The sequence below is a fragment of the Citrobacter sp. RHBSTW-00599 genome (assembly GCF_013784065.1).
In the GTDB taxonomy this organism is placed as follows: Bacteria; Pseudomonadota; Gammaproteobacteria; order Enterobacterales; family Enterobacteriaceae; genus Citrobacter; species Citrobacter braakii.
Window position 1 is genome coordinate 3,700,529 of record NZ_CP056717.1, and the last position, 24,219, is coordinate 3,724,747.

The following is a 24,219-nucleotide window of genomic DNA, read 5'->3' on the forward strand; positions in this document are numbered from 1 at the left end:
TTATGAGTGAGTAAGCACTCATTATAGAAATCGAAAGTTCGCCGTCAAGATGATTTTCAATCTTTGACATTCGCCGTTGCGGTGCTGCAAAGGCCGTGATTCAATCATGTTTTTTACAGACTTAAGGGTAAAGTGTAGTGGCTCGTCCGAAGAGTGAAGACAAAAAACTGGCATTACTGGAAGCTGCAACCACAGCATTTGCACAATCAGGCATTGCGGCATCTACCGCCGTGATAGCCCGCAATGCAGGGGTTGCGGAGGGGACGTTGTTTCGCTATTTCGCGACCAAAGATGATTTGATCAACGAGCTTTACCTCTTTTTGAAGCAAGACCTTTGTCAGTCGATGATGGCAAATTTGGATCGATCGGTGACCGATGCCAAAACCATGACTCACTACATCTGGAACAGCTACATTAGCTGGGGCCTGAACCATACCTGCGGGCATCGCACGATTCGCCAGTTGGCCGTCAGCGAGAAAATCAGCAAAGAAACGGAACAGAAGGCTGACGATATGTTCCCGGAACTGCGCGATCTTTGTCATCGCTCCGTACGACCTGAGTTTATGTCTGACGAGTATCGCGCCTTTGGCGACGCGCTGTTTCTTTCTCTGGCAGAGACCACCATGGAGTTCGCCGCCCGCGACGCGGCTCGCGCAAAAGAATATATTTCGATGGGATTTGAGGCGATGTGGCGCGCACTCACCCGTGAGGAAAAATAATGGACGGCCAGACCTTACATGCCTGTGCAAAGCGCCTTGCGCTCGAACTGCCTTTTACCGAGCACTGCTGGCCATTCGGCCCGGAATACGATGTCTTCAAAGTCGGCGGCAAAATTTTTATGCTGGTCTCAGAGCTTCGCGGACGCCCGCTGGTTAACCTGAAAGCCGATCCGCAAAAGTCACTGTTAAACCAGCAGATCTACCCCAGCATTGAACCCGGCTATCACATGAATAAAAAGCACTGGATATCGGTCTACCCAGGCGACGACATTACCGAGTCATTACTGACGGAGTTGGTAAATGATTCATGGCATCGCGTCGTAGACGGCCTGGCGAAGCGGGATCAAAAACGCCTGCGTCCAGGTTGATTTATCGTTAACTCCGATAAGTGTTTTTGCATTTTCCTGTCTTATCTTTTTCTTGCTAACCCTGTACCCTGCTGAAACAAAACGCACCCGCAGGGTATGAAAAATCACCAGGAGTAGTTATGGATATTGTTTCTGTCGCCTTAAAACGTTACTCCACTAAGGCATTCGATCCGAATAAAAAACTGACCGCTGAGCAGGCCGAAAAATTAAAAACGCTGCTGCAGTTTAGTCCGTCCAGCACCAACTCTCAGCCGTGGCACTTTATCGTTGCCAGCACTGACGAAGGTAAAGCGCGCGTGGCGAAATCCGCAGCCGGCGGTTTTGTATTCAACGAACGTAAAATGCTGGATGCTTCCCACGTCGTGGTGTTCTGCGCCAAAACGGCGATGGACGATGCCTGGCTGGAGCGCGTGGTGGATCAAGAAGAGCGCGATGGCCGTTTCGCCACCCCTGAAGCCAAAGCCGCAAACCACAAAGGCCGCACCTTCTTTGCCGACATGCATCGCAAAGAGCTGAAAGATGACAACCACTGGATGGCAAAACAGGTGTACCTGAACGTCGGTAACTTCCTGCTGGGCGTGGCGGCGATGGGTCTGGATGCGGTGCCGATCGAAGGTTTCGATGCGGCGGTCATGGATGCAGAATTTGGCCTGAAAGAAAAAGGTTTCACCAGCGTAGTTGTGGTCCCGGTGGGTCATCACAGCGTAGAAGATTTCAACGCCGCGCTGCCAAAATCTCGTCTGCCGCTGGAAACAACACTGACGGAAGTTTAATCCCCGCATTTGCATAAGCTCTACACAGCGGTCATCATAGACCGCTGTTTATTAAGGAGACGTTATGCAGGAATTGATATCTCAGGTAGAAGAACTCGGCATTGAAATAAATCACACCACCTCACTGGTGATGATTTTTGGCATTATTTTTATCACCGCCATTATTGTTCACGTTATTTTGCATTGGGTGGTATTACGCGCATTTGAAAAGCGCGCCAACGCCAGCTCCCGCCTGTGGCTACAAATCATCACGCAGAACAAGTTATTTCATCGGCTGGCATTCACCCTGCAGGGTATCATTGTCAATATACAGGCCGCACTCTGGTTACAGAAAGGCAGTGAAGCAGCAGAAATATTAGTAACCTGCGCACAGCTGTGGATCATGATGTACGCCCTGTTGTCCTTGTTTTCCCTGCTGGACGTCATTCTCAATCTGTCGCAAAAATTCCCTGCCGCATCGCAATTGCCGCTAAAAGGCATATTTCAGGGCATCAAGCTCATCAGCGCTATTGTCGTCGGAATATTGATGATTTCCCTGCTGATTGGTCAGTCACCGGCAATATTGATAAGCGGTCTGGGTGCCATGGCCGCCGTGTTAATGCTGGTGTTTAAAGATCCGATCCTCGGGCTGGTGGCCGGAATACAGCTTTCAGCCAACGATATGTTGAAATTGGGTGACTGGCTGGAAATGCCTAAATACGGCGCAGATGGCGCGGTGATTGATATTGGCTTAACCACCGTAAAAGTGCGCAACTGGGATAACACCATCACCACTATCCCAACCTGGTCACTGGTATCGGACTCTTTTAAAAACTGGAGTGGGATGTCGGCTTCCGGTGGGCGACGCATTAAACGCAGCATCAGCATTGATGCTACCAGCATTCATTTTCTTGATGAGGATGAGCGTCAGCGGCTGCATAAAGCGCACCTGCTGAAACCGTATTTGACCACGCGCCATCAGGAAATTGACGAGTGGAATCAGCAGTTAGATGCGCCTGAATCGGTATTAAACCACCGTCGGATGACGAATATTGGCACCTTCCGCGCCTATCTGAACGAATATTTGCGTCATCATCCGCGGATTCGCAAAGATATGACGTTAATGGTGCGCCAGCTTGCGCCAGACGATCACGGTTTACCGATCGAAATTTATGCCTTTACTAATACGGTGGTCTGGCTGGAATATGAAAGTATTCAGGCTGATATTTTCGACCATATATTCGCCGTGATCGAAGAATTTGGCTTGCGCATTCATCAATCACCCACCGGAAATGATATTCGCGCACTGTCAGGCGCATTTCAACGCTAACGCTCAGGTACTGGCGCGTGAAATATAGCGCCAGTCCATCATCACCCTTTCCGTCTGCGCGTCAGGATTTTCTATTTTATTCAGCAGCAATCCTACCGCTTTGCGGCCTATATCCCGCGAGGGCTGCTCAATGGTCGAAAGCTGTGGGGAAACCATTTCTGCCAGTTCCGTACCGTCGAATCCCACGACGGCGATATCCTGCGGGATCTGTAATCCGGCATTGAGAATAGCACGCATCGCGCCAGCGGCCAGCGTGTCCGATACCGCAAACACCGCGTCGGGTTTCACCTCTGCGGCAAGCAATGTTTTCATCGCCGCAATTCCTGCGCTGGAACTTAATTCGCTGGCGTATTCTACGGCCTGATACTCAAGCGACAGCGCATGCAGCGCCGCTTTATAGCCACGTTCGCGCAACCGGGCGTATTTATAACTCAGATCATGATTGATTAGCGCAATGCGTCGATAGCCCTTTTCCACCAGGTGAGATATTACCGACTGCGCAGCGTCAACATCGTTAATCCCTACGCAGGAAACCGCGCCTTTATCAGCATATTCCGCACACTGAACCCAGGGAGCGTCGCCAATCAGCGTGGTCAGTTCCGGTAATTTTGAGAATGCATCCATGGTGATAATGCCATCAACGATTTTCCCCGACAGCAGCTTTAGCGCCGATTTTGAGCGGGCGGTATCCGAGCCGGAATTACACAGCAAAATGCGATAGCCATTCTTTTCCGCCTCTTCTTCAATGCCTTTAACAACCTCTGCACAAAAAGGGTTGGCAATGTTGGAAACCATCACCAGAATCATCGAACTGCGTGCCGTACGCAGCTGACGAGCCAGCAGGTTGGGCTGATAATTACTTTCTTTAATAGCCTGAAGCACGCGCTCGCGATTTTTGGCTTTGACGGTATCACTGTGATTCAGCACACGCGATACCGTCGCCACCGACACACCGGCAAGCTGGGCGATTTTTTGAATAGACATAACGACGACAAGTCCTGCGGTTTAGGCTTTACGTTGAGGCTACCATAAAATCACTGCCCGGCGAACCGGGTGCGTGTTTAGCGCTGCACTGATACCCAGCGCTGCTGCTGATGGCTTTTTATAATCGCATCAATGATATACATCACATCCGCACCATCAGAAAATGACGCAAATCGACGCTCCGCCGTCGCGGGCATTTTGCCAGCCTGCACCGCCTGATAGAACTGTTGCATCATATTCTTGAACGCATCCGGCCAGCCCTCAATATGCCCACCCGGAAAGTGCGCACTGGCAGCAACATCCGCATCCATCAATCCTGGGTCATCCGTCAGGATCTGGTTCGCCTGCTGACGGTGCCCGATCCAAAGCTGTTGCGGCGTTTCCTGATCCCAGTGCAGTGAACTCTGGCTACCGTTAATTTCAAAGCTCAGGTGATTCTTGCGCCCGGCACTCACCTGTGAAACGCTAAAGCAGCCTTTGCTACCATCGTCAAAACGTACCAGCACCGATCCACAATCTTCCGTCGTCACCGCTTTATCCTCAAATTGCAGGTCAGCCGTTTGCTGGCCAAACGTAGCGTTACTGGCGATGCTGGCTTTTCGTACCGGCCAGACGATAGCCAGATCGGCCATCACCTCGACAATACGTTTTCCAGTGACGAATTGCACCGTGTCACACCAGTGGGAACCGATATCCGCTACCGCCCGTGAGTTGCCGCCCTGTTTGGCATCGACCCGCCAGTTGTAGTCAGTTTCCAGCAGCATCCAGTCCTGCAAATAGCTCCCCTGGACGGCAAACAGACGCCCCACGCTACCGCGCCTGACCATGCTGGCAGCCTGTTGTACCATCGCAAACTGACGATAGACAAAGCTCACGCCGTGCACCACTCCTCCCTGCTCCGCCAGCGTTTCCAGTTCACGAGCCTCATCAGGCGTCATACACAGCGGCTTTTCTGAAAACACATGCAGACCCGCGCGTAGAATCTGCCGATTGATGTCGGCATGCAGATGATTCGGCGTACAGTTATGCACCACCTGCAGCCCGGGATGCGCCAGCAGCGCCTCAACGCTGCCGTACGCGTGAGGAATATGAAGAGCATCTGCACGTTCCTGAGCAACCGCCAGCGAGCTATCACAGAGCGCCACCACGTTCACACCGCCGAGTCGACGCAACGCCTCGATATGTGCAGGCCCAATAAAACCGCTGCCAATAATGCCAACCTGTATCATTTGCGTACCTCATCGCCAGCGGCGAAATCATCAAATGCGCGTGAAGAAACCGGAATAATGTGGCGGCGTATAAAATCACTCCCCTCACGCGCCCCGGTTTGCGCGTCTTTCAGGCAACACTCCCATTCCAGTACCGCCCAGCCAGAGAAATCATATTGTGTGAGCTTGCTGAAGATGGTTTTGAAATCGACCTGACCGTCCCCCAGGGAACGGAAACGCCCAGCGCGATCGAGCCACGGCTGATAACCGCCATAGACACCACTGCGGCTACTGGCGTGGTACTCAGCGTCCTTGACGTGAAACGCTTTAATGCGCGAGTGGTAAACATCGATAAACCCAAGGTAATCCATCTGCTGCAATAACAGATGGCTCGGGTCATAGAGAATGTTGCAGCGAGGATGATGATTAACCAGCGCCAGAAAGCGCTCAAACGTTACGCCATCGTGCAGATCTTCACCGGGATGGATTTCAAAGCAAACATCCACCCCATGATGATCAAAGCGATCGAGAATGGGCCTCCAGCGGCGTGCCAGCTCCAGAAAAGCCTCTTCAAAGCGCTGACGGTTATGCGGTGGCCACGGATAAAAGAAGGGCCAGGCGAGCGAACCTGAAAACGTAGCATGCGCCGTCAGCCCCAGCCTTTGCGAAGCCGCAGCGGCCTGGTGGAGGGTTTCGATGGCCCACGCCTGCCTGGCCTGCGGATTAGCGCGTACAGATGGCGGAGCAAATCCGTCAAAAGCGTCATCGTAAGCCGGATGGACGGCAACCAGTTGGCCTTCAAGATGGGTAGATAGTTCGCTAATCACCAGCCCATGCCCGGCCAGCATCCCACGAATATCATCACAATAGGCCTGACTTCTGGCTGCTTGTTCGACATCAAACAAAGACTTGTGATTACACGGGATTTGTAATGCCTTATAGCCCAGCTCCGCCGCCCACTTTGCCACGCCTTCCAGGGTGTTAAATGGGGGACGATCCCCGATAAATTGCGCCAGAAAAATGCCAGGCCCCTTGATGGTTTTCATAACCCCTCCTGAAAATTACGCCTGCTCTTTGTCGTCATACTTGAAAGAGAAAAGGAAAATCACGGCAATCACTGCGGCAGCCACTGCCGGGATCCACCAGAATGTGGTCCACGCCTGAGGCACCGTTTGCCCCGCCACCAGACGGTTGTAAAGTGCGCCTGAAATTTGCGAACCAAGCAGCATACCGATCCCATAGGTAAACATAACGATCATGCTTTGCGCCTGGCCTTTTACTTTCTCCCCGGCAATACGATCGGTGTAAATAAAGCCGACCACGAAGAAGAAGTCGTAGCACACGCCGTGCAGCAGAATGCCGAGATACAGCAGGAATCGGCCCTCTTCGCTGATGCCGAGGGCAAAGAATGCGTAGCGCACAAACCAGGCGCACATCCCGATTAACAACATGTATTTCACGCCCAGACGCCTGAACAGGAACGGGATCACCAGCATGAAGAAAATTTCAGACATCTGACCAAACGACATCGCCGTACTGACATCGCCAACGCCCGCATCAGCCAGAAACGACGCGGTATATGCGTAATAGGTTCCCAACGGTACAGAAATAAGCGTCGCGCAGAGCGAGAAGACAAAAAAGTGACGAACCTTGAGTAAGGCGAAAGCATCCGCACAAAACAGATCGCGCACTTTTACCGGCAGTCCTTTCGCCGGTGCGGGCGTGTTGGGCAACGTCAGGCTGTAGAGCGCCAGAATCACAGAAATAACCGCCGCCAGCGTAAAGATGCCGGTAGTATCCGAGATTCCGGTTACGCCGATAAAAATCCCCGCGACAATCCAGCCAATGGTGCCAAACACCCGCACCACCGGGAAAGTTTTGCCTTTATCCGACAGGCTATGAAAAGCAATGTTGTTGGTAAGCGCCAGCGTTGGCATGTAGCACAACGTGTAGCCAAACAGCAGACCAATCAACAGCGCACCGTTTTGCGCCACCAATGCCTGCGGAACAAACCAGAGGATCGCCGCGCCTGCAAGGTGCATCACCGCCATCACCTTTTGCGAGGCAAAGAAGCGGTCTACCAGCATCCCTAAGACGAACGGCGACAGAATAGAGGCAATGGGCCCGGCTGAAAACGCATCGCCAATCAGCAGCGACATGTTGTGCTGGCTCATCACCAGCCCCAGCGTGACAGACCAACTTCCCCAGATAAAGAACTGTAAGAACATCATTAGCGACAGCCGGGGTACCAGCAGCCGGTACTGTACGCTCTGTTTTCCACTACTTTCGGTTGTTGACACCATTTTTTGCCTCACCTTTAAAAAGTAATCGATTACAAAATAGATTCAATAGAAAAGTAATCGATTACAAAATAAAGATCCTGCAAGCAAAGGCAAAATTGCGAGAGCGGTCACGATAAACATTGAGAGAAGATCCGATCCCATCCTGACGATGGGATCGGTAGAAACTTAGCGGGACTTACGACACAGCAGTTTGAAGGCAACGAACAGGAACAGGATCCACACCGGCAGGAGAATAGCTGACAGGCGCATATCGTCCATCGTACACATCAGCACCAGAATCATGCCAAGGAAAGCAATACACAGGTAGTTCCCTGCCGGGTACAGCAGCGCTTTGAACTGCGTCTCACGTCCCTTACGACGCATCGCCGCCCGGAATCGCAGATGGGCCAGGCAGATCATAATCCAGTTCAACAGCAGCGTCGCCACAACCAGCGCCATCAGCAGGCTAAAGGCCTTTTGTGGCAGGACATAGTTGATCAGTACGACCAGAGACGTAATAGCACCGGAGAGGATCAGTGAATTCACCGGTACGCCGCGACGGCTGACGCGGGTTAAGAACTTCGGCGCGTTCCCCTGGACAGAGAGACCAAACAGCATACGGCTGTTAGAGTAGACGCCACTGTTATATACCGACAGCGAAGCCACCAGAATGACAAAGTTCAGCGCTGAAGCCACCACGTTGCTATCAAGATTATGGAAGATCATCACAAACGGGCTGCTGTTGGATTTCACTTCCACCCACGGGTACAGCGCCAGCAGCACCACCAGAGAACCGATGTAAAACAGCAGAATACGGTACACCACCTGGTTTACCGCCTTTGGAATGCTTTTCTGCGGATCCTGCGCTTCTGCGGCAGTAATCCCGATAAGCTCAAGTCCGCCAAAGGAGAACATAATCACCGCCAGCGACAGGATCAACCCGTTCCAGCCGGTGGCAAAAAAGCCGTTGTAACGCCACAGGTTATCAATGCTGGCATGTTCCCCGCCGTGACCGGAAAACAGCATCCACACGCCAAAACCAATCATGCCGATAATGGCCAGCACTTTAATCAGCGCAAACCAGAATTCCGTTTCGCCATACAGACGTACGTTGACCAGGTTAACCGCGTTGATGATCACGAAGAATGCCGCGGCCCAAATCCAGGTCGGGACATCGGGCAGCCAGTACTGCATGTAGATCCCAGCCGCGGTCAGTTCCGCCATGCCAACCAGCACAAACATCACCCAGTAGTTCCAGCCGGACAGAAAACCCGCGAACGGTCCCCAGTATTTATAGGCAAAATGGGCAAACGATCCGGAAACGGGTTCTTCCACCACCATTTCGCCCAGTTGACGCATAATCAAAAAAGCGATGATCCCGGCAACGCCGTAACCCAGTAACACCGCAGGTCCCGCCATCTGAATAGCCGGGCCAATGCCCAAAAACAGGCCGGTACCAATTGCGCCGCCCAGCGCAATTAATTGAATATGGCGGTTTTGCAACCCCCGCTGAAGCGTCGGCTCATTCGTTGACGCGGCATCAGACACGCTGGTGTCAGATGCAGTTGACGCGTTTTTCACGCCCTTCCCCTGTGTCGTTTTTATTGAAGGGGCTTCTTTTAACATTTCAACCTGGTTGTCGCAAGGCGCAATAAGGACCCGCTGTGCCCGTGGCATTGCGTTTGTTCATAATTACAGTGAATTATTCTGGACGAAAAGGCATCGCAGGCCACAGAATGCGCTTTACTGTTTTTCTAACATTTTCAAACGGGTGAACCCGCTGTGTTTCAGCCACTCGTTTTTGAGCCAGGCCAGGCAACGACTGTCATGAATAAGATCATCAAACGACTGGAAATCGTCAAAAGCGCTATTGAACTGGAAGATGAGGAGATTATTTTCCAGCAGGTAGATCATCTGAAAAATGAGCCTATGTCAGTCTTGCCTGGCGCCATCGTTCAGGCGCTCGAAGCACGGCGCTTTAGTGATGCCCTACGTGAAATCACGGCCTGGCTGCAATCTCAACGGGCAGTCTCAACGTGGCAGGATCCTGCCATTGCCGCCAGTAAACTGGAACTAAAGGCGCTCGAAACACAGTTGCGTGACCTGATCGATAAGCGCAACACGCGCATTCAAATCCTCGATGATTTCAACGATCTGTATCATCTTCGCCTTGGGCCGCTGATGAGCCGGATCCTCGAGTTGCGTAAACAGCTCGCCGCCAGCGCCCAGCGCAAACAGGAAGCGGAGCGAAAACGCCGGGAACAAGACTATCAATCCTGCCAGCACTATATTTCCCTGGCCGTTGATCAACTGGCCAGGCTTAAGCAGCTCTGGATGAACCAGAATTCAGATTCGCGCGAATCGGTGGAAACACGTCAACGAATTCAGCAACAAACGGAGCTTATTACCGCCCTGCTGGCGGAGATTCGTGAGCTGGAAAACGACTTTTCTCGCCAGGACGACAGCGCAGCCCGTCAGGCACAGGAAGAAGCCAGCCATGAATATGATGAATATCAGGAGCAGCAGCAGGATGCGCAACATCGTTTTAGCCGTGACCAACGACTTTCTTCTGAAGAGCGTAATGAGTTAAAACGCCTGTGGCGTCAGGCCAGCCGTCTTTGTCATCCGGACGTGGTGGCGGACGATCTGAAAGAGAAAGCGCATCAGATGATGGTGCAGCTTAACCAGGCGCGCCAGAATGCCGACCTTGCTGCCGTTCGGGCGCTACTGACTCAATTGCAAAGCGGCCTCGAACCGATGATGGCGAGTGACCGATTGAACGATCTGCAGCATTTACGCAGCAAAATACAGCAGCTCAGAGAACAAATTAACGCACTGCTCAAAGAGATTACCGAACTGGAAGCTGAGAACGCCTGGCGCCTTGCCACCTCCGTGACGGATAAAGAGGCTTACTTCTCCGATCAACAACGGGCGCTTACGGAAATCCGCAATACGCTGGAACAACAGGTGCAACAGGTTGAGCAGGAGCTGTTGGCGGGCTAAGCGCTATCAGCGATAGCAAGCAGAAAATATAACATCTTCAAGCGAGATTTGAAGATTAAGCACCAAATGACAAAAATAGCACAAAATGCTTAGTTATTAAGATAGGTCAGAGTTATCACCTTAAATGCTCGAATTTTAGGTCGATAACTGCAAATAAGACAATATTTCTCTCTCCCACCGCTCTCCCTCTCTCTTTATCCTGGCCTTGATTAAGAATTCTCCTACCTGCCAATAGTCCCATTAAGAAGAATGGTTATCTGTTTGAAATATAAGATTTTTCATATAAATCCCCTCCAGTATAAATAGGAATACCCTGTCTTTATAGAAATGGCTGAAACATTATTCGCGTGATCCATAAGCGAAATCTATCAATCATTTACTCAGAGCTGAAATAAACGATTTATCTTAAATTTTAACAAAGTGTAATATCTACTTTAAGAATAGTTAATGATTCAAATTAATACAGAAAATATCTGTTGAATCTGCAATAAATAAGGATGCGTTCACACCAAAGAACGTCATACGAGATTTAATTAACATTTCATGCGTCGCAAGAAACTCTTTTTTTAGACTAAAAAAAGAGGCGACCGCCTGCACCAAAATTTCAAGGAGATCGTTATGTCTAAGGCTATTTTTTTGGGTGAATCAATTTATCCCTGGCTAGGCATGCGTGAAATCCTACGTGGTTCATCATTATATATTGATATCGCGTACTACTCCTCTCAGACGCTTTCTGCCGTCAACATAATCCCTTATGAAACGGATTGCATCATTATTAATCCTGACAACTCAGATGTTTTAAAATATGCCAGGATTATCCGCAACATGGCTTTACGCCCTGCCACAAAAATTATTGTTTTGGCAGATGAAGCTACTTTTTCTATTTTTCAAACCGTTTGCGGGAAAAACATGCTGTTCCTCGATCAAGACGCCAGCCTTGATCGGTTACTGCTTGCCGTGACGCGCATATCACAAAACAAAAAACCACGTAGTATCAAAGAAATAAATAACAAAATCACAGCAAACGAATTTAACGTAATGATGATGCTTGCCCGGGGTTGGTCATTGACTCAAATCGCTGGAGCATCACAAAAAAGTGAAAAAACCATCGGGGCGTACAAAAGCAACATTGCCAGAAAACTCGGGAAAAATAACACCCGGCTCAAGTACACCATTTCTCACTATAGCCAGCCGTAACTGACTTATTTAAGGACAATTATCACGGTTATTATTTAAAAGATTTTCTTTCGGCTCACTTTTTAATTCCGCATCGCACGGAAGGGAATCCTATTTCCAAAAATCTATTACCGGGTAGCACATCCGCGTGCCAACCATAGCCAACAACTCAATGTATTAACAATACACATAACAGGAATGTAGCCGAGGGTTATATATGAACAAAGTTTACAGCATTATTTGGAACGCGGCGCTCGGTATCTGGGTGGTCGTTTCCGAATTAACCAAAGGAAAGAAAAAAAGCAGCTCGCGTAAAACTGTCGCCGTACTCGCGGCCGGCGCATTAAGCGCCGCTTCAATGCAAGCTTCAGCAACTCCGATTATCGATATCGGTGGGCATAATATCTTCGCCGACTACCAGACAGGTATTTCTGTTGGGGATTATGAGGGTGTCCACGACTACGGATTCTTATATGAAGATATCACTGCTGGTGAGGCGCTCAATATCAGCGGCGCGATCCCAACCATCAGTCCGGGTCAAAGTGGCGTTGTTGAATCAACGACCATCAGAGAGCTACTGCAAACCGGCAAAATCACCCTGCAGGCCACCAGCCCTGCCCAGGGCGTAAAAACGATTACTACTGCCGAGGAACTGGCGGAATACCTGACTTATAACCAATCATCAACGCCTTCGCAGAGCACAGAATTTGAGATTAACGACCCGGCGTTCCCCGGCGAAAAAACAACCATTAAAGTCTTTGATACCAATGCGTTAAGTAACTTTCTTACCGAATCACAGATTGGCGATTCGGCATTAAACACTTACGATCCGACGCAGTCTAAAATCTACAAACAATTTGGCATCGCGCTGGCGACAAACGGCTCCACGGCCAATCTGAATATTGGCGACGACACGCTCAATGTACGCGCCAAAGCCAATACCATCGAATTACTGGCCAAAGACTCCTCCTTACTGGAGGCTCAGGACGCGGGTAGCCAGGTTTACTGGCAATCCGATAACTTTATAAAATTTAACGCCGCCCCGGTTATTCCTGAAAAAACCTTCGCCGGCTCAGCGCAAACCTCCGTGTTTGGCGATGATGTCACGCTCATGACCTACGGCTATGATACGGACGGCAAAGTCGTCGAAACGGGTGAGCGCACATTTAACATCACCAACACGCAGGAGTTGGCCGAATTTAACGACTGGCTGTTGGGCAATAGCAGCGACGCGGCGGAAAACCCGGAAGGCGAAAAAGTCAGCCAAATCCAGCTGTGGCTGGAAGCGAATGAAGTCACTACCGTCACCGCAGCACAAACGAAGTATGCCGAGCTGATTGATGGTCTGATCAATTCCAGCAAGCCCTCAGACGTGCTCAGTTGGGATTACGACGTCTGGACAGACGGCTTATCGCATGCCAATAACGCGACCGCTGACCGCGGTGAGCTGCATGCTATTTACGCCAACGGCGCAGGCACCTCCGGCACCCTGAACAAAGATGCGATTCTTGCCGTTGACGGCAGTATTAATGGCGTCATGAAAGCCGTTGATAGCGGGGTTATCACAAACTTTGGCGAACTGAACGCATTACGAACGTCTACCGGGCAGAGCCTGGCGATTGGCATGCTGGCAAAAGACGCGACGGCAACCAACAACGGGATGATCAACTCCGGGCTGTTTATCGATAAAGACGGCAACCAAAACGTCAACAGCTATGGCGCATTTGGTATGCAAGGTCAAGGCACCAGCCAGATCGCTAACAACGGCATCATCAACCAGGCGATCACCACCGATAACTTTGGTACCGCTTCGGCAGCCGATCCCTGGAGCAAAAACGTCCCCGCTTCTTCGCTGACGCTGGCGATTGGTATGCAATTGTCTGACGATGCACAAGGGGTCAACAACGGCGATATTAACGTCGTAGACGGACGTAAAAGCGGTACATCCTTTGCCAGCGGCACCGCTTATGGCGTAGAAGTCGCCGGGAATGCCACCTTTACCAACGCTCAGAATGCCTCTATTTATCTTGGTCGCGACGCAAGCGATCCGTCTAAAGATGTCACCATGGCAGGCGGTTCCAGCCTGAGCGCCGGTATTATGATCAAGAGCACCAAAGAGGTGATTAACAACGGCCTTATCACGCTGGGAACCGGCGTCCGTAACGCCGCGGGGATTTTGGTCGGAAATGCCACGGGCAACGTCCTCAATACCGGCAATATCGTGATCAATGGCGGTTCTAAAGGGGGCAGCAGTAAAAACTACGGCATCTCCGTACACGACAGCGGCGCAGAAAATAATCAGGAAATCCGTAACGACGGCAAGATTAACGTGAATGGCACCAACAACGTAGGGATCCACGTTAGCGCCAATAACAAAAATGCCGAAGTCACCACCAGCGCTGCAGGCTCTATCGTGGTGGACGGTGAAGGCGGCGTCGGTAACCGTAACTACGCCATCTGGGCGGAAGGTGACGCCAACGGTCAGGCAGTGGTTAACGTCTATTCCAATATTACGCTGGATAAAGCCGGTAACATCGGCGTCCACGTGCGTGATAACGCCATCGCTAACGTTGACAGCTTAAGTAGCCCCTCATTTAACAGCACCGATCAGATTGGTTATTACCTGTATGGTAAGGGCGCTACCGCCAATATTGGTCAGGCGGTGATGAATGACAACGGTCAGGATCGCACCACCATTTTCCGTATCGCCAATGGCGCATTGCTGGCCGGTAATACCACTAACCCGAAAGATCAGTCCACCTCCAACCTGGATTTGACTCTCAGCGGTAACAATTCCGTGGGCGTACTCGCCACCGGCGCAGGCAGTAACGTAGATACCGGTGAAGCAACGTTCACCGTTAAGGGTACTGACTCTGCGGCGCTGGTTATCGAAGGCGGCGCGAAAGGGACCATCAGCGATAAAACCACCATCAATTTAACCGGTGAAAGAACCGTTGCCGGGGTTGTGGATGGTCAGGCGCATCAGTTGAATGGTAATACGCAGGGCAATGCCACGAGCACGACCCTGACCTCAAACGCGAAGATCACCTCTGAAGCCAGCGGCAACAAGGTAATCGCCTATGTGGCGAGGAATCTGGGCAACCTGATCCTCGATACCAAATCGATTATCGATCTGGCCAGCGTCGACAGCATCGGTGTCGATGTTCAAAAAGGCGGTAGCTTAACCAATAACTCCTCCCTCGCCCTGCATGTCAGCAACGGCATCGGCGTACGCGCCTCAGGCTCCAGCGCGCAGATTAATAAGCTGGGCAAAATTCAGGTTGATGATGGCACCGCTGGCGTTCTGTTAACCCAAGGGGCAAGCCTGCTGATTAACGGTATGACTGGCGACAGCATTACCACCGATGGCTCCGCTGACGGTATTCGCCTGGCCGAAGGCGCTGGCGCTCTGGCCGCGCAAAGCGTGATGATCCGCGCTGATGGTACCGGTGCCGGTATTCAAAACGATGCCAACAACACCAATATCACGCTGCGTGATGTCACCATCGACTCCAACGATGGCCCAGGGATCCGCACCAGCGTGGCGCTGACCATGAACGATGGGCTGGACAATATCCTCAACGTCAACGGTAAAGGTACCGGCTTCGCCTTTGAACAACGTAATGGCGACGCGGTGACGGGCAATCTAACCATCGGCAAAGGCTATACCATTGAGGTACTCAACAGCGAAGGCAGCGGTATCCGCGCCAATACGGACGGTCGTATCACCACCAATGCCGACATCAACGTGCATGACAGCGCAGGTGGTTCAGCAATCATCGCGAAAAACGTTAGCGCATTGACCAACAGCGGCAAGATTATCTCTGCCAGTACCACCTCACCGGTAATAGACGCCAGCGGCGACAGCAGTAAAGCCATCACCAACACGGGAACCCTGCAGGCCATCAACGACTCGGCCGTGGCAGTTCAGTCTGGTAAAGGCAATGACACCATCGATATCAGCGGCGGTGTGACCAGCGGCGTAATCAACACCGGCGAAGGTACGGATACCTTCAACTGGCGTAGCGGCTCTTATGCTGGCGAAGTGAATTTCGCGGGTACTGGCGGTAACAATAAAGCCAATATCGGCAATGTGACGCTGGATAAAACGCGCCACATCCTTACCGCAGCGGGTACGGGCAACGCCCTCACCTTCACTGATACAAAAGATGCGAAGATTGGTACGCTGGCTAGCGACAACCTGAATACCGGTACCAACATTGGCGCCGGCTGGGATTCACTGACCATCAGCGGGTCAAATGCAGATGTACGCATCGTTGAAAACCTGAATCTGGCGAGCGAAACCCTTGCTGTAAACAATGGCGCCACGCTGCGTACCGGCGACCACGTCGAGCCAACCAGCACTGCCGCAAGCATTGGCGATTACAATGTCACCACCCAGGGCGCAGACAGCAAGGTTATCTTCGATACTCAGGGAGATACCTCAACAGCACAGATCTATCGCGGCATCATCAGCGGCGACGGGAAATTTGAACGTGCGGCGGGCGGCACCACGGTGTTTACCGCTAACAACAGCTACACCGGCTCTACCACCATTGATCAAACCGGTACGCTGCAGTTAGGTGACGGTGGAAATGAAGGCGAAGTGAGCGCCGTCTCTGACATCATCGACAACGGCGTATTGGCGATTAATCGCGCCAACAACGTGCTGCTCAACGGTGTGATCTCCGGTATCGGCGCGCTACAGCAAATCGGCGGCGGCATTACCCGTCTGAACGGCAACAATACCTATACCGGTAACACCACCGTTACTAACGGCACACTGCTGGTGAATGGCGATCAAAGCGCGGCGCGCGGCGTCACCACCGTCAGCGGCACGTCCACACTTGGCGGTAAGGGCATTATCGGCGGTAACGTGCTGATGAACGATGCCACAACCATCAGCGCCGGTGACGGCGGTGCGGGTACGCTATCTGTTAACGGTAATCTGCAGCTTGGCAGCAAAACGACCTCCGCTTTCGAACTGGGCCAGGCCTTTACGCCAGGCGGTGCGCTAAACGATCTGGTGAACGTGGCAGGCGATCTGCAACTGGACGGGACCCTGGATGTTACCACGTCGCAAGGCGGTAACTTCGGACCGGGCGTGTACCGTATCTATAATTACGGCGGTACGCTGGATAACCAGACGCTGGAGCTGGGCGCAATACCGGACAGTCAGGATAAGAGCAATATTTTTGTCCAGACCTCTATCGACAAACAGGTCAACCTGGTGAACGCCAACGGCGTTACCCTGCAATTCTGGGACGGAGCGACGGTAAGTCAAAGCCACGGCGCGTCGGGCATTGAGGGCGACAGCAAAATTGATGGTGGCGATGGCAAATGGATGGCGATCGGCAGTCAGGGTGATAACAACTGGACCACGGCAACGGGCGAAGGTAACGCACCTTGGGCGCAGAAGTCCTTTGCCGTCTTCACCACCAAAGGTGGCACCGTTACCGTGGATAACGCCGCAGGAGAAGTTAACTTCTCCGGGGCACAGTTTGACGCCGATGGCTATGTCGTTAAAGGCGACGCACTTAACGCTTATGCCACCACGGAAAACGCGGCTCACGCAGGCCAGACGCCGGGAACCGGTGAACTGCTGCTGCGCGTTGGCGCGGGTGGCGCGGGGCAAAACTATACCGCGACCATTGAGTCCGTCATCCGCGAAGCCAGCACGACTGACAAGCTGACGCTGGTGAAAACCGACCTTGGTCGTCTGATCCTCAGCGGTGATAACGCGTATCGCGGCGGCACACGCATTGATGGCGGTACGTTGCAGATTTCCGCCGACAGCAACCTCGGTCAGAGCGGAACCGACCTGGCTATCAACAATGGCTCCACGCTGCAGATGGGCGCGGACCTGACCAGCAATCGCACCATTGCGCTGGGCGCGAATGATAACGCGGCGGTGTTTGACCTCAATTCACATAACTTCACGCCAACCGGTGAGATTACCGGCGAAGGTAAACTGAAAGTCACCAGCCGCTCAAGCGATGCGGGCAGTACCCTGTCGCTCAATCGCGCGAACAGCTATAAAGGCGACACAGAAATTGCCGGTACCGGAAATGCCAACAATGTGACGGTCAACGTCAGCAAAACCGGGGCCTTTGGTAGCAATGAAAGCAGCACCGTTAACGTCAATAACGGGGCAACGCTCAATGTCAGCGGAACAGAGACCAGCCTGAAATCCCTGACCATGAACATTGCCGACAGTCTGTTAACGCTGGCGGATAACGTCACCGCCGCGAGCGCAAAACTGAACCTGACGGGCACAGCGAAAGCGCTGTTAACCGATAACGCCACCGCGGGCGAGGCGACGGTTAACGTGTCAAAAGACAGTACGTTGGCGCTGGAAGAAAACGCCAGCGGTGGTACTGCTAGCGTGAATAACAGCGGACTGATGACCTTTGCGGACCAGGCGTTAGCAGAGAATACCGTCGTTAAAAACCTGGCGGGCGGCAAGGTCGATATCAGCGCAGTCGACAGCGCAACATCTATCGGCTCGTTGTCCGGCGCGGGGAATGTCGAACTGGGCAATAAAGAATTGTCACTGGGTAATCTGCACCTTGATGACACCATCAGCGGCATTATCAGCGGCAACGACGGCAGCCTGGTGAAAATCGGTGACGGCACGTTAACGCTGACCGGCGATAACACCTGGACCGGCACCACGGACGTCAATGAAGGCGTACTGCTGGTCAACGGTAATCAGTCTGCCGCGACCGGTCAGGTGACGGTGAAATCTGGGGCAACGCTCGGCGGGAACGGTATTATCGGCGGCGCGGTTGATGTACTGGATGACGGCCATATTACCGCGGGTGCGGCCATCAACAGCGTGGGTAAACTGACTACCGGTTCACTGACGCTCAGCGATAACGCACAGCTTGATTACCAGTTTGGTCAAGCCTATACCCCAGGCGGAGCCTTCAATGACCTGATAGATGTGAATGGCGATCTGACGCTCGATGGTAAGCTCAATATCCAGACCTCTCCAGGCGGAAGCTTTGACGTTGGTGTTTACCGCGTCATCAACTACACCGGCACACTAACCAACAATGTGATGGACATTGCCGACGCGCCGGAAGCTGCGGACAGCCTGTACGTACAAACCTCGGTTAAAAACCAGGTTAACCTGGTCAACCATGCCGGGCTGACGCTGCGCTTCTGGGACGGCACCGGCGGTGAGAATGGCGAGCTGAAAAACAACGGCGTCATCAACGGCGGCGACGGTATCTGGCAATCCAGCCAGGGTAATGACAACTGGACAACGGATGAATCAACGCCAGAAGGCGCGCTGAATGCACCGTTTACCGATGCTGCGTTCGCCGTCTTCCAGGGGGAAGCGGGCAACGTAACCGTCGATAACAGCAAAGGCGACGTCATCATCAGTGGCGCACAGTTCGCTACCGATGGTTATCGCGTGGGCGGTGAAGCCATTACCACCGATACGGCTAATACGCTGATTCGCGTCGGCGATGGCACAGTAGACGGCGCTAACTACACCGCGACTATCGACAGCGTGATTCGCGGCACCGGCGGCTTGAATAAAGGCGACCTCGGTACGCTCATCCTCACTGGTGACAACACCTACAGCGGTGGAACCACCATCACCTCAGGTACGCTGCAGGTGGCGGGTGATACCAACCTTGGCGCACCAGAGACGGGAATTATCTTTAATGGTGGTACGCTGAAATATGGTGAAGCGTTTGATACCGCTCGTCAGGTGACTCTGGAATCCGGCGGCGGGACATTCGACACCAACGGACATAACGTTTCTCTGCTGACGGAAGTCGAAGGTAACGGTCAGTTGACCAAAACCGGTAAAGGCTCCCTCACCCTGACGCTGGATAACACCTACACCGGTGGCACCACCATCGAGCAAGGCGTTTTACAGCTGGGTAACGGCGGTGATATCGGCAGCATTCAGGGGGATATCGTTGATAACGGCGTACTCAACGTCAATCGTGGCGATACCCTGGCGCTGACCGGTAATATCAGCGGCGAAGGCCAACTGTATCAAACCGGCAGCGGTGTTACGGAGTTGCATGGTGAAAACAGCTACAGCGGCGCAACGCTGATTGCCAACGGTGTACTGCAGGCGGGTAATACCAACACTCTGAGTAGCGCATCACACCACTACGTTGTCGCTGACACTACCCTCAACACGCAAGGTTACAACCAGACGGTAGCGGGACTGAGCAACGGTGGCGATGTTTCACTCATCGGCCAGCAAACTGGCACAACGTTAACCGTCAAAGGGGATTACACCGGCGAAAAAGGGACTATCAACATGGCGGCCACACAAAATGGCAGCGGCGCAGGCATTGCCGACCGTCTGATTATCGATGGCGGTAAAGCCAGCGGTAGTACGCTATTGGATGTCGATGGTTCTGGTCTCGGCGCACCAACTATTGGTGATGGTATCGAAGTGGTAACCGCGCTCAATGGCGCAACCACTACGGCACAAACGTCACGAGACGCCTTCCATCTTGCCGCCGATCGTATGGCAGCAGGCGCATTTGAGTATCAACTGCATGCGGGCAACGCTCAGGGTCAGGGTGAAAACTGGTATCTGAGAAGCGAATATCGTCCAGAAACTATGCTGTATTCTGGTCTCGCCAGCGTCGTTCGTCAGGGCGACATCAGCCTGTTAGGCAACATGCACCAGCGTATGGGGGACGAGGTTAAACCGGGTATTGATGAAGACAATCGCGCCTGGGCAAGAATGATTGGCTACTCCGGTAAAACCAAACTGGATGATGCGGCTGGAACGCAAACCAGCTCTCACACCATGGGGATTCAGGTTGGCGTCGATATGTATGCCAACGAAAGCTGGAAAGCCGGGATGTATACCAGCATTCTTGATATCGACAGCAACGTGAAAGGCACGAAGACAGGCAGCGACGGCAAAGGCGGCAACATCGACGACAACGCGTTTTATGTCGGCGGCTACGCCACCTGGTTCTCGGGCGACGGGATGTATGTTGATAACGTCCTGCAATACGGTAACCATAAATCCCGCCTGGCGGCGACCGGTAACAACGGCTCGTATACCGTCAGAGGCAACACGCTGACGGCGTCAACAGAAGTGGGTAAATCGTTCCGTTTAGGCGCCAGCGCATGGAGTCTGGAACCTCAGGCTCAGTTGATCTATCAATACAGCGACTTTGATAACGGGCGGCTTGATGGTGTGACCCAAACGAAAGTGAAAATGGATACCGCGGATTCCTTTACCGCCCGTCTGGGCGTGCGTCTGGTCGCTGACTATGACTCCAACCATGGCAAATTCCAGCCTTACGGCAGGGTCAACGTCTGGCAGGGTCTGGGTTCAAAAGACAAAACGCACTTTAGCAATGCGGTAGCCACCACCACGCTTGAGTCTTCACAACAGTACTCCAGCACTGAAGTTGCAGCCGGTCTGTCATGGTCTATCGACAGAAACCTGCAGGTCTACGGAGAGTTGGGTACGCAATTTAGCAACGGTGGCAGTAAGTCGCAGGTTGAAGCGCCGGTTAATGCATCAATTGGCTTTAAGAAATCGTTCTAAGCTGACATAAACTCGCTAGCCCTCTGTTTAACAGGGGGCTTTTTTTTTGCCTGTCACGGATACAAAGCAACCTGATGCGCTTAACGTATCAGGCCTACGGACTTATTTTATAGGCAGGAAAAGCGCGGGAGCGGCCCTCTGGCAACGCGAAACAAACGAGGTTCAGGGGAACAACAGAGAGGGAGAAGATTAAGGATTATACTGCGTCAGGAGTAACGGGATATCTTCTGCTAACACTGGGGGAGAAATGAAAAAGCCTTGAATTTTGTCACAACCAATCTGCATCAGCCGGTCCAGTTCGGACTGGGTTTCCACCCCTTCAGCAAGAACTTCAATACCAAAATTGTGCGCCAGTGAAATTATACCCTCAACAATCTTTGTTGAGCGGGTATCGGGTTCAATGCCGGCGATAAATTCCTTATCAATTTTTAAGGTATCAAAAGGATATTTCAACAGATAGTTAAGATTGGCGTGGCCGGTTCCAAAATCATCAAGGGCAATTTTGACCCCTATCGCCTTCAGCTCCGTCATATTTTTAGCCGCGACCTGACTGTCGCACAGCGGCGACGTTTCCGTGACCTCTATCTGGCATCGATGGGGCGGGAGACCACATACAGTAAGATTTTTTCTGACGCGTTGGGGTAACAGCGGATCGCAGAACTCAAGCGCGGAAATATTGACGGACAATACAAGGGGCTCTGGCCAACGGGTTGCCACATCCCAGGGAGTGTGGGTAACCATATCTTCAATTGACATGATATTGCCGCTGTCTTCCAGCAAGGTAATAAAAACATCGGGAGAGATCATCCCCATCTGGGGGCTATTCCAACGCATTAATGCTTCAAACCCGCTAATACGCTGATTACGCAAATTAAAAATTGGTTGATAAACCATATAAAGCTGACTGGTATTCAATGCCTTTTCAAGCGCGGTTAACACCTCACTAGAATTAAACATTCCTCTCTCCCTCAACAAATCATAAAAATTAAAAACCAGTCAATATCACTCCCGAATTGTATCTACTATTAGGTGTGTTACATCAGAATAGAATGGCCAGGTTAGGGTAAAAAAGACATACGATGGGTAAATCTGACAATTAATTTATTTAATTCCGAGGTATTGGTCAGTCCCAGCTTGGTGACGACCCTCATTTTATGCGCCTGGATAGTTTTATAATTCAGGCTGACTAACTCTGAAATTTCTCTGGCGGTATATCCGTTTACCAATAAATTCAGAATCTGCTGCTCTCTCTCGGTTAATCTTTTCTGTGAGCGATACAGCCGGGGATTCCATTTCCCGGCCGTTAACGACGCCAGTTGACCGAAATCGCGCAGTGAAGATTTCTCCGTCAAAACTATCGTTTTTTCAACATATAATAACTCTACACATAATTTCGCCACCAAACTATCAGCAATAATTACCACGACATTATTATAAAACTTGAAGCGGTTTTTATTCAAAAACTGCACGATAGCTGAACATGGTTGTTCGTTATCAATGATATTAAAAACCATGGTTTGATGCTGGCATAATGATGACTGATGCAACATATCCTCAAACTGGAATGTTTGTATCGGTACATGTTTGCTTGTCAGGTAGGCGAACAAACCGTTGCCCACAAAATTATCACTGCCACACATCAACATCCTGTTCATCGCTCCTTATCAGCATCAAATCTTGTTACTCATTAAAAATTTAATAATAATCTTCTCGACCTCTGCCTCTTCACGACGATTTTTAAAATCGAACTCACATGAGATCTGATGACAGGCATACAATTGATTATCCTCATCAAATTCATTGATCATGACGACATCGATCACTTTCAAATCCAGCTGTAAACTGCCAAACGTATCAAAATCCAGCGCGGCATTTTTAATCACCGCATCTTTATAGAGAAAACGGGAGTTCACATCTTTAACAATTAATGCACAACCGCCCTGCGAGATGTTTTTAATCTTCAGAGAGTAGTTTTCTCCGTTTTTGTAACGACCAAAACAGAAAAAGTCGTAACCCTTCAGGAAGGAAAAACGCTGATTTTGTCGCTGCTGGTCAAAGAAAATCATATCCGGGATGAAGTAGGATAATCCTGCTTGTGCACCTGCTGATAAGGTTTGTTCGAATCTGGCACTAAATTTTACAATCCCACTTTCACTGTGCAGGATAAAGTACTGGACCTTTTCAGGAACAATGTCTTCGTGTCCGGAGATGACAAACCGCTCGAAATCAATCTTCTCTAACTGCGTGATAACACTATGGTTTTCACATAACACTTCCAGTTTCGTTTTCTTGTGCAACTCTTCACGAAGGGTAGCGATGATTTCAAACTTGTTGTCCTTTGCTAATCCAAAGCTCATTCTAAAACCCTTATTTCCATATTTAAGATATGTCTCGCTTGTGGTTACTCACAAAACGCGAGATCAGCATCCACCCCTGGTGCTTAATTACCATAGTGGATTCCATGTCGAACAGTTGGTTAAAAATTAAGTTTTTAACTATCTTTAGCCATTTATTGATACGTAAAAACATTTAATCAAAGTTAATTCTAGCTGAAGCCATGCCTAAAACCACATGAAGTTGTTGGCTAACTATAACAAAAGAGAATAATAAAATTTTTTGAGATGTCATTTTGAGATAACAAATAGCAAGAACTACACAGAAAAAAAATAGAGGGAAATGAATGGGTTTTGATGGAAGGACCACGCAGTATGCGGACTGGCGCGCTATCGCAAGAAGAAGAGAAAATGCTTACGGCACTATATCATTAACCAGGAATATAGCTCCGACTAGTTATTGTGAAAAAGTGAATAATTATATTTCACCTGTAAAATAAATTTACCTTAGGGC

General features: G+C 51.1%; 15 protein-coding genes. 7 read left to right on the plus strand and 8 right to left on the minus strand.

Annotation, left to right across the window (positions count from 1 at the left end; genetic code table 11):
• Positions 1–137 precede the first annotated feature (137 nt).
• The 4 genes from HV243_RS18235 to HV243_RS18250 all read left to right on the plus strand — a co-directional run bounded on the left by HV243_RS18235 (position 138) and on the right by HV243_RS18250 (position 3,169).
• Positions 138–719 (plus strand): TetR/AcrR family transcriptional regulator, encoded by a 582-nt coding sequence (locus tag HV243_RS18235; RefSeq protein ID WP_053389453.1) that lies wholly within the window; start codon positions 138–140, stop codon positions 717–719.
• Positions 719–1,087: an MmcQ/YjbR family DNA-binding protein gene (locus tag HV243_RS18240; RefSeq protein ID WP_016152172.1), complete on the plus strand. Its 369-nt coding sequence runs from the start codon at positions 719–721 to the stop codon at positions 1,085–1,087. Before HV243_RS18235 ends, HV243_RS18240 begins: the two co-directional genes overlap by 1 nt.
• 119 nt (positions 1,088–1,206) lie before the next feature.
• On the plus strand, positions 1,207–1,860 hold the full coding sequence (gene nfsB, locus HV243_RS18245; protein ID WP_016152171.1) for an oxygen-insensitive NAD(P)H nitroreductase: 654 nt from the start codon (positions 1,207–1,209) through the stop codon (positions 1,858–1,860).
• A 64-nt stretch (positions 1,861–1,924) separates the two neighbouring features.
• A complete protein-coding gene (locus tag HV243_RS18250) occupies positions 1,925–3,169 on the plus strand; it encodes a mechanosensitive ion channel family protein (RefSeq protein WP_016152170.1) in 1,245 nt (414 codons plus the stop codon).
• A 3-nt stretch (positions 3,170–3,172) separates the two neighbouring features.
• Here the strand turns inward: HV243_RS18250 and HV243_RS18255 are convergent, their stop codons facing one another.
• The 5 genes from HV243_RS18255 to pheP all read right to left on the minus strand — a co-directional run bounded on the left by HV243_RS18255 (position 3,173) and on the right by pheP (position 9,224).
• Complete coding sequence (locus HV243_RS18255; RefSeq protein WP_016152169.1) at positions 3,173–4,153, minus strand: LacI family DNA-binding transcriptional regulator; 981 nt, start codon at positions 4,151–4,153, stop codon at positions 3,173–3,175.
• A 77-nt stretch (positions 4,154–4,230) separates the two neighbouring features.
• Positions 4,231–5,382, minus strand: a complete 1,152-nt coding sequence (locus HV243_RS18260; RefSeq protein ID WP_053389452.1) for a Gfo/Idh/MocA family oxidoreductase — start codon at positions 5,380–5,382, stop codon at positions 4,231–4,233.
• On the minus strand, positions 5,379–6,407 hold the full coding sequence (locus HV243_RS18265; protein ID WP_053389451.1) for a sugar phosphate isomerase/epimerase family protein: 1,029 nt from the start codon (positions 6,405–6,407) through the stop codon (positions 5,379–5,381). Before HV243_RS18265 ends, HV243_RS18260 begins: the two co-directional genes overlap by 4 nt.
• Positions 6,408–6,422: 15 nt before the next feature.
• A complete protein-coding gene (locus HV243_RS18270) occupies positions 6,423–7,664 on the minus strand; it encodes an MFS transporter (RefSeq protein WP_053389450.1) in 1,242 nt (413 codons plus the stop codon).
• A gap of 165 nt (positions 7,665–7,829) precedes the next feature.
• The gene (pheP, locus tag HV243_RS18275) at positions 7,830–9,224 is read right to left on the minus strand and encodes a phenylalanine transporter (RefSeq protein ID WP_047415083.1); all 1,395 of its coding nucleotides are present in this window, start codon (positions 9,222–9,224) and stop codon (positions 7,830–7,832) included.
• A 246-nt stretch (positions 9,225–9,470) separates the two neighbouring features.
• Between pheP and HV243_RS18280 the strand changes: the two genes are divergently transcribed.
• From HV243_RS18280 to HV243_RS18290, 3 genes are all read left to right on the plus strand, one after another.
• Positions 9,471–10,646: a DNA repair protein gene (locus HV243_RS18280; RefSeq protein WP_053389449.1), complete on the plus strand. Its 1,176-nt coding sequence runs from the start codon at positions 9,471–9,473 to the stop codon at positions 10,644–10,646.
• Positions 10,647–11,264: 618 nt separating this feature from the next.
• Positions 11,265–11,843, plus strand: coding sequence for a LuxR C-terminal-related transcriptional regulator (locus HV243_RS18285; RefSeq protein ID WP_053389448.1), 579 nt, complete (start codon positions 11,265–11,267; stop codon positions 11,841–11,843).
• A 196-nt stretch (positions 11,844–12,039) separates the two neighbouring features.
• Complete coding sequence (locus HV243_RS18290; RefSeq protein ID WP_053389447.1) at positions 12,040–21,372, plus strand: autotransporter outer membrane beta-barrel domain-containing protein; 9,333 nt, start codon at positions 12,040–12,042, stop codon at positions 21,370–21,372.
• A gap of 189 nt (positions 21,373–21,561) precedes the next feature.
• On the opposite strand, the gene HV243_RS18295 is transcribed toward HV243_RS18290, so the two are convergent.
• The 3 genes from HV243_RS18295 to HV243_RS18305 form a co-directional block, all read right to left on the minus strand.
• On the minus strand, positions 21,562–22,329 hold the full coding sequence (locus HV243_RS18295) for an EAL domain-containing protein (protein ID WP_049271336.1): 768 nt from the start codon (positions 22,327–22,329) through the stop codon (positions 21,562–21,564).
• A gap of 101 nt (positions 22,330–22,430) precedes the next feature.
• The gene (locus HV243_RS18300; RefSeq protein ID WP_046275132.1) at positions 22,431–23,018 is read right to left on the minus strand and encodes a helix-turn-helix transcriptional regulator; all 588 of its coding nucleotides are present in this window, start codon (positions 23,016–23,018) and stop codon (positions 22,431–22,433) included.
• Positions 23,019–23,042: 24 nt separating this feature from the next.
• On the minus strand, positions 23,043–23,729 hold the full coding sequence (locus HV243_RS18305) for a pilus assembly protein PilZ (RefSeq protein WP_181603860.1): 687 nt from the start codon (positions 23,727–23,729) through the stop codon (positions 23,043–23,045).
• Positions 23,730–24,219 lie beyond the last annotated feature (490 nt).

What these genes read in the sequence shown, in the direction of transcription:
- HV243_RS18240 (WP_016152172.1), top strand. Translation starts at nt 719, where the DNA reads ATGGACGGCCAGACCTTACATGCCTGTGCAAAGCGCCTTGCGCTCGAA.
- nfsB (WP_016152171.1), top strand. Translation starts at nt 1,207, where the DNA reads ATGGATATTGTTTCTGTCGCCTTAAAACGTTACTCCACTAAGGCATTC.
- HV243_RS18250 (WP_016152170.1), top strand. Translation starts at nt 1,925, where the DNA reads ATGCAGGAATTGATATCTCAGGTAGAAGAACTCGGCATTGAAATAAAT.
- HV243_RS18255 (WP_016152169.1), bottom strand. Translation starts at nt 4,153, where the DNA reads ATGTCTATTCAAAAAATCGCCCAGCTTGCCGGTGTGTCGGTGGCGACG.
- HV243_RS18260 (WP_053389452.1), bottom strand. Translation starts at nt 5,382, where the DNA reads ATGATACAGGTTGGCATTATTGGCAGCGGTTTTATTGGGCCTGCACAT.
- HV243_RS18265 (WP_053389451.1), bottom strand. Translation starts at nt 6,407, where the DNA reads ATGAAAACCATCAAGGGGCCTGGCATTTTTCTGGCGCAATTTATCGGG.
- HV243_RS18270 (WP_053389450.1), bottom strand. Translation starts at nt 7,664, where the DNA reads ATGGTGTCAACAACCGAAAGTAGTGGAAAACAGAGCGTACAGTACCGG.
- HV243_RS18280 (WP_053389449.1), top strand. Translation starts at nt 9,471, where the DNA reads ATGAATAAGATCATCAAACGACTGGAAATCGTCAAAAGCGCTATTGAA.
- HV243_RS18285 (WP_053389448.1), top strand. Translation starts at nt 11,265, where the DNA reads ATGTCTAAGGCTATTTTTTTGGGTGAATCAATTTATCCCTGGCTAGGC.
- HV243_RS18290 (WP_053389447.1), top strand. Translation starts at nt 12,040, where the DNA reads ATGAACAAAGTTTACAGCATTATTTGGAACGCGGCGCTCGGTATCTGG.
- HV243_RS18295 (WP_049271336.1), bottom strand. Translation starts at nt 22,329, where the DNA reads ATGTTTAATTCTAGTGAGGTGTTAACCGCGCTTGAAAAGGCATTGAAT.
- HV243_RS18300 (WP_046275132.1), bottom strand. Translation starts at nt 23,018, where the DNA reads ATGTTGATGTGTGGCAGTGATAATTTTGTGGGCAACGGTTTGTTCGCC.
- HV243_RS18305 (WP_181603860.1), bottom strand. Translation starts at nt 23,729, where the DNA reads ATGAGCTTTGGATTAGCAAAGGACAACAAGTTTGAAATCATCGCTACC.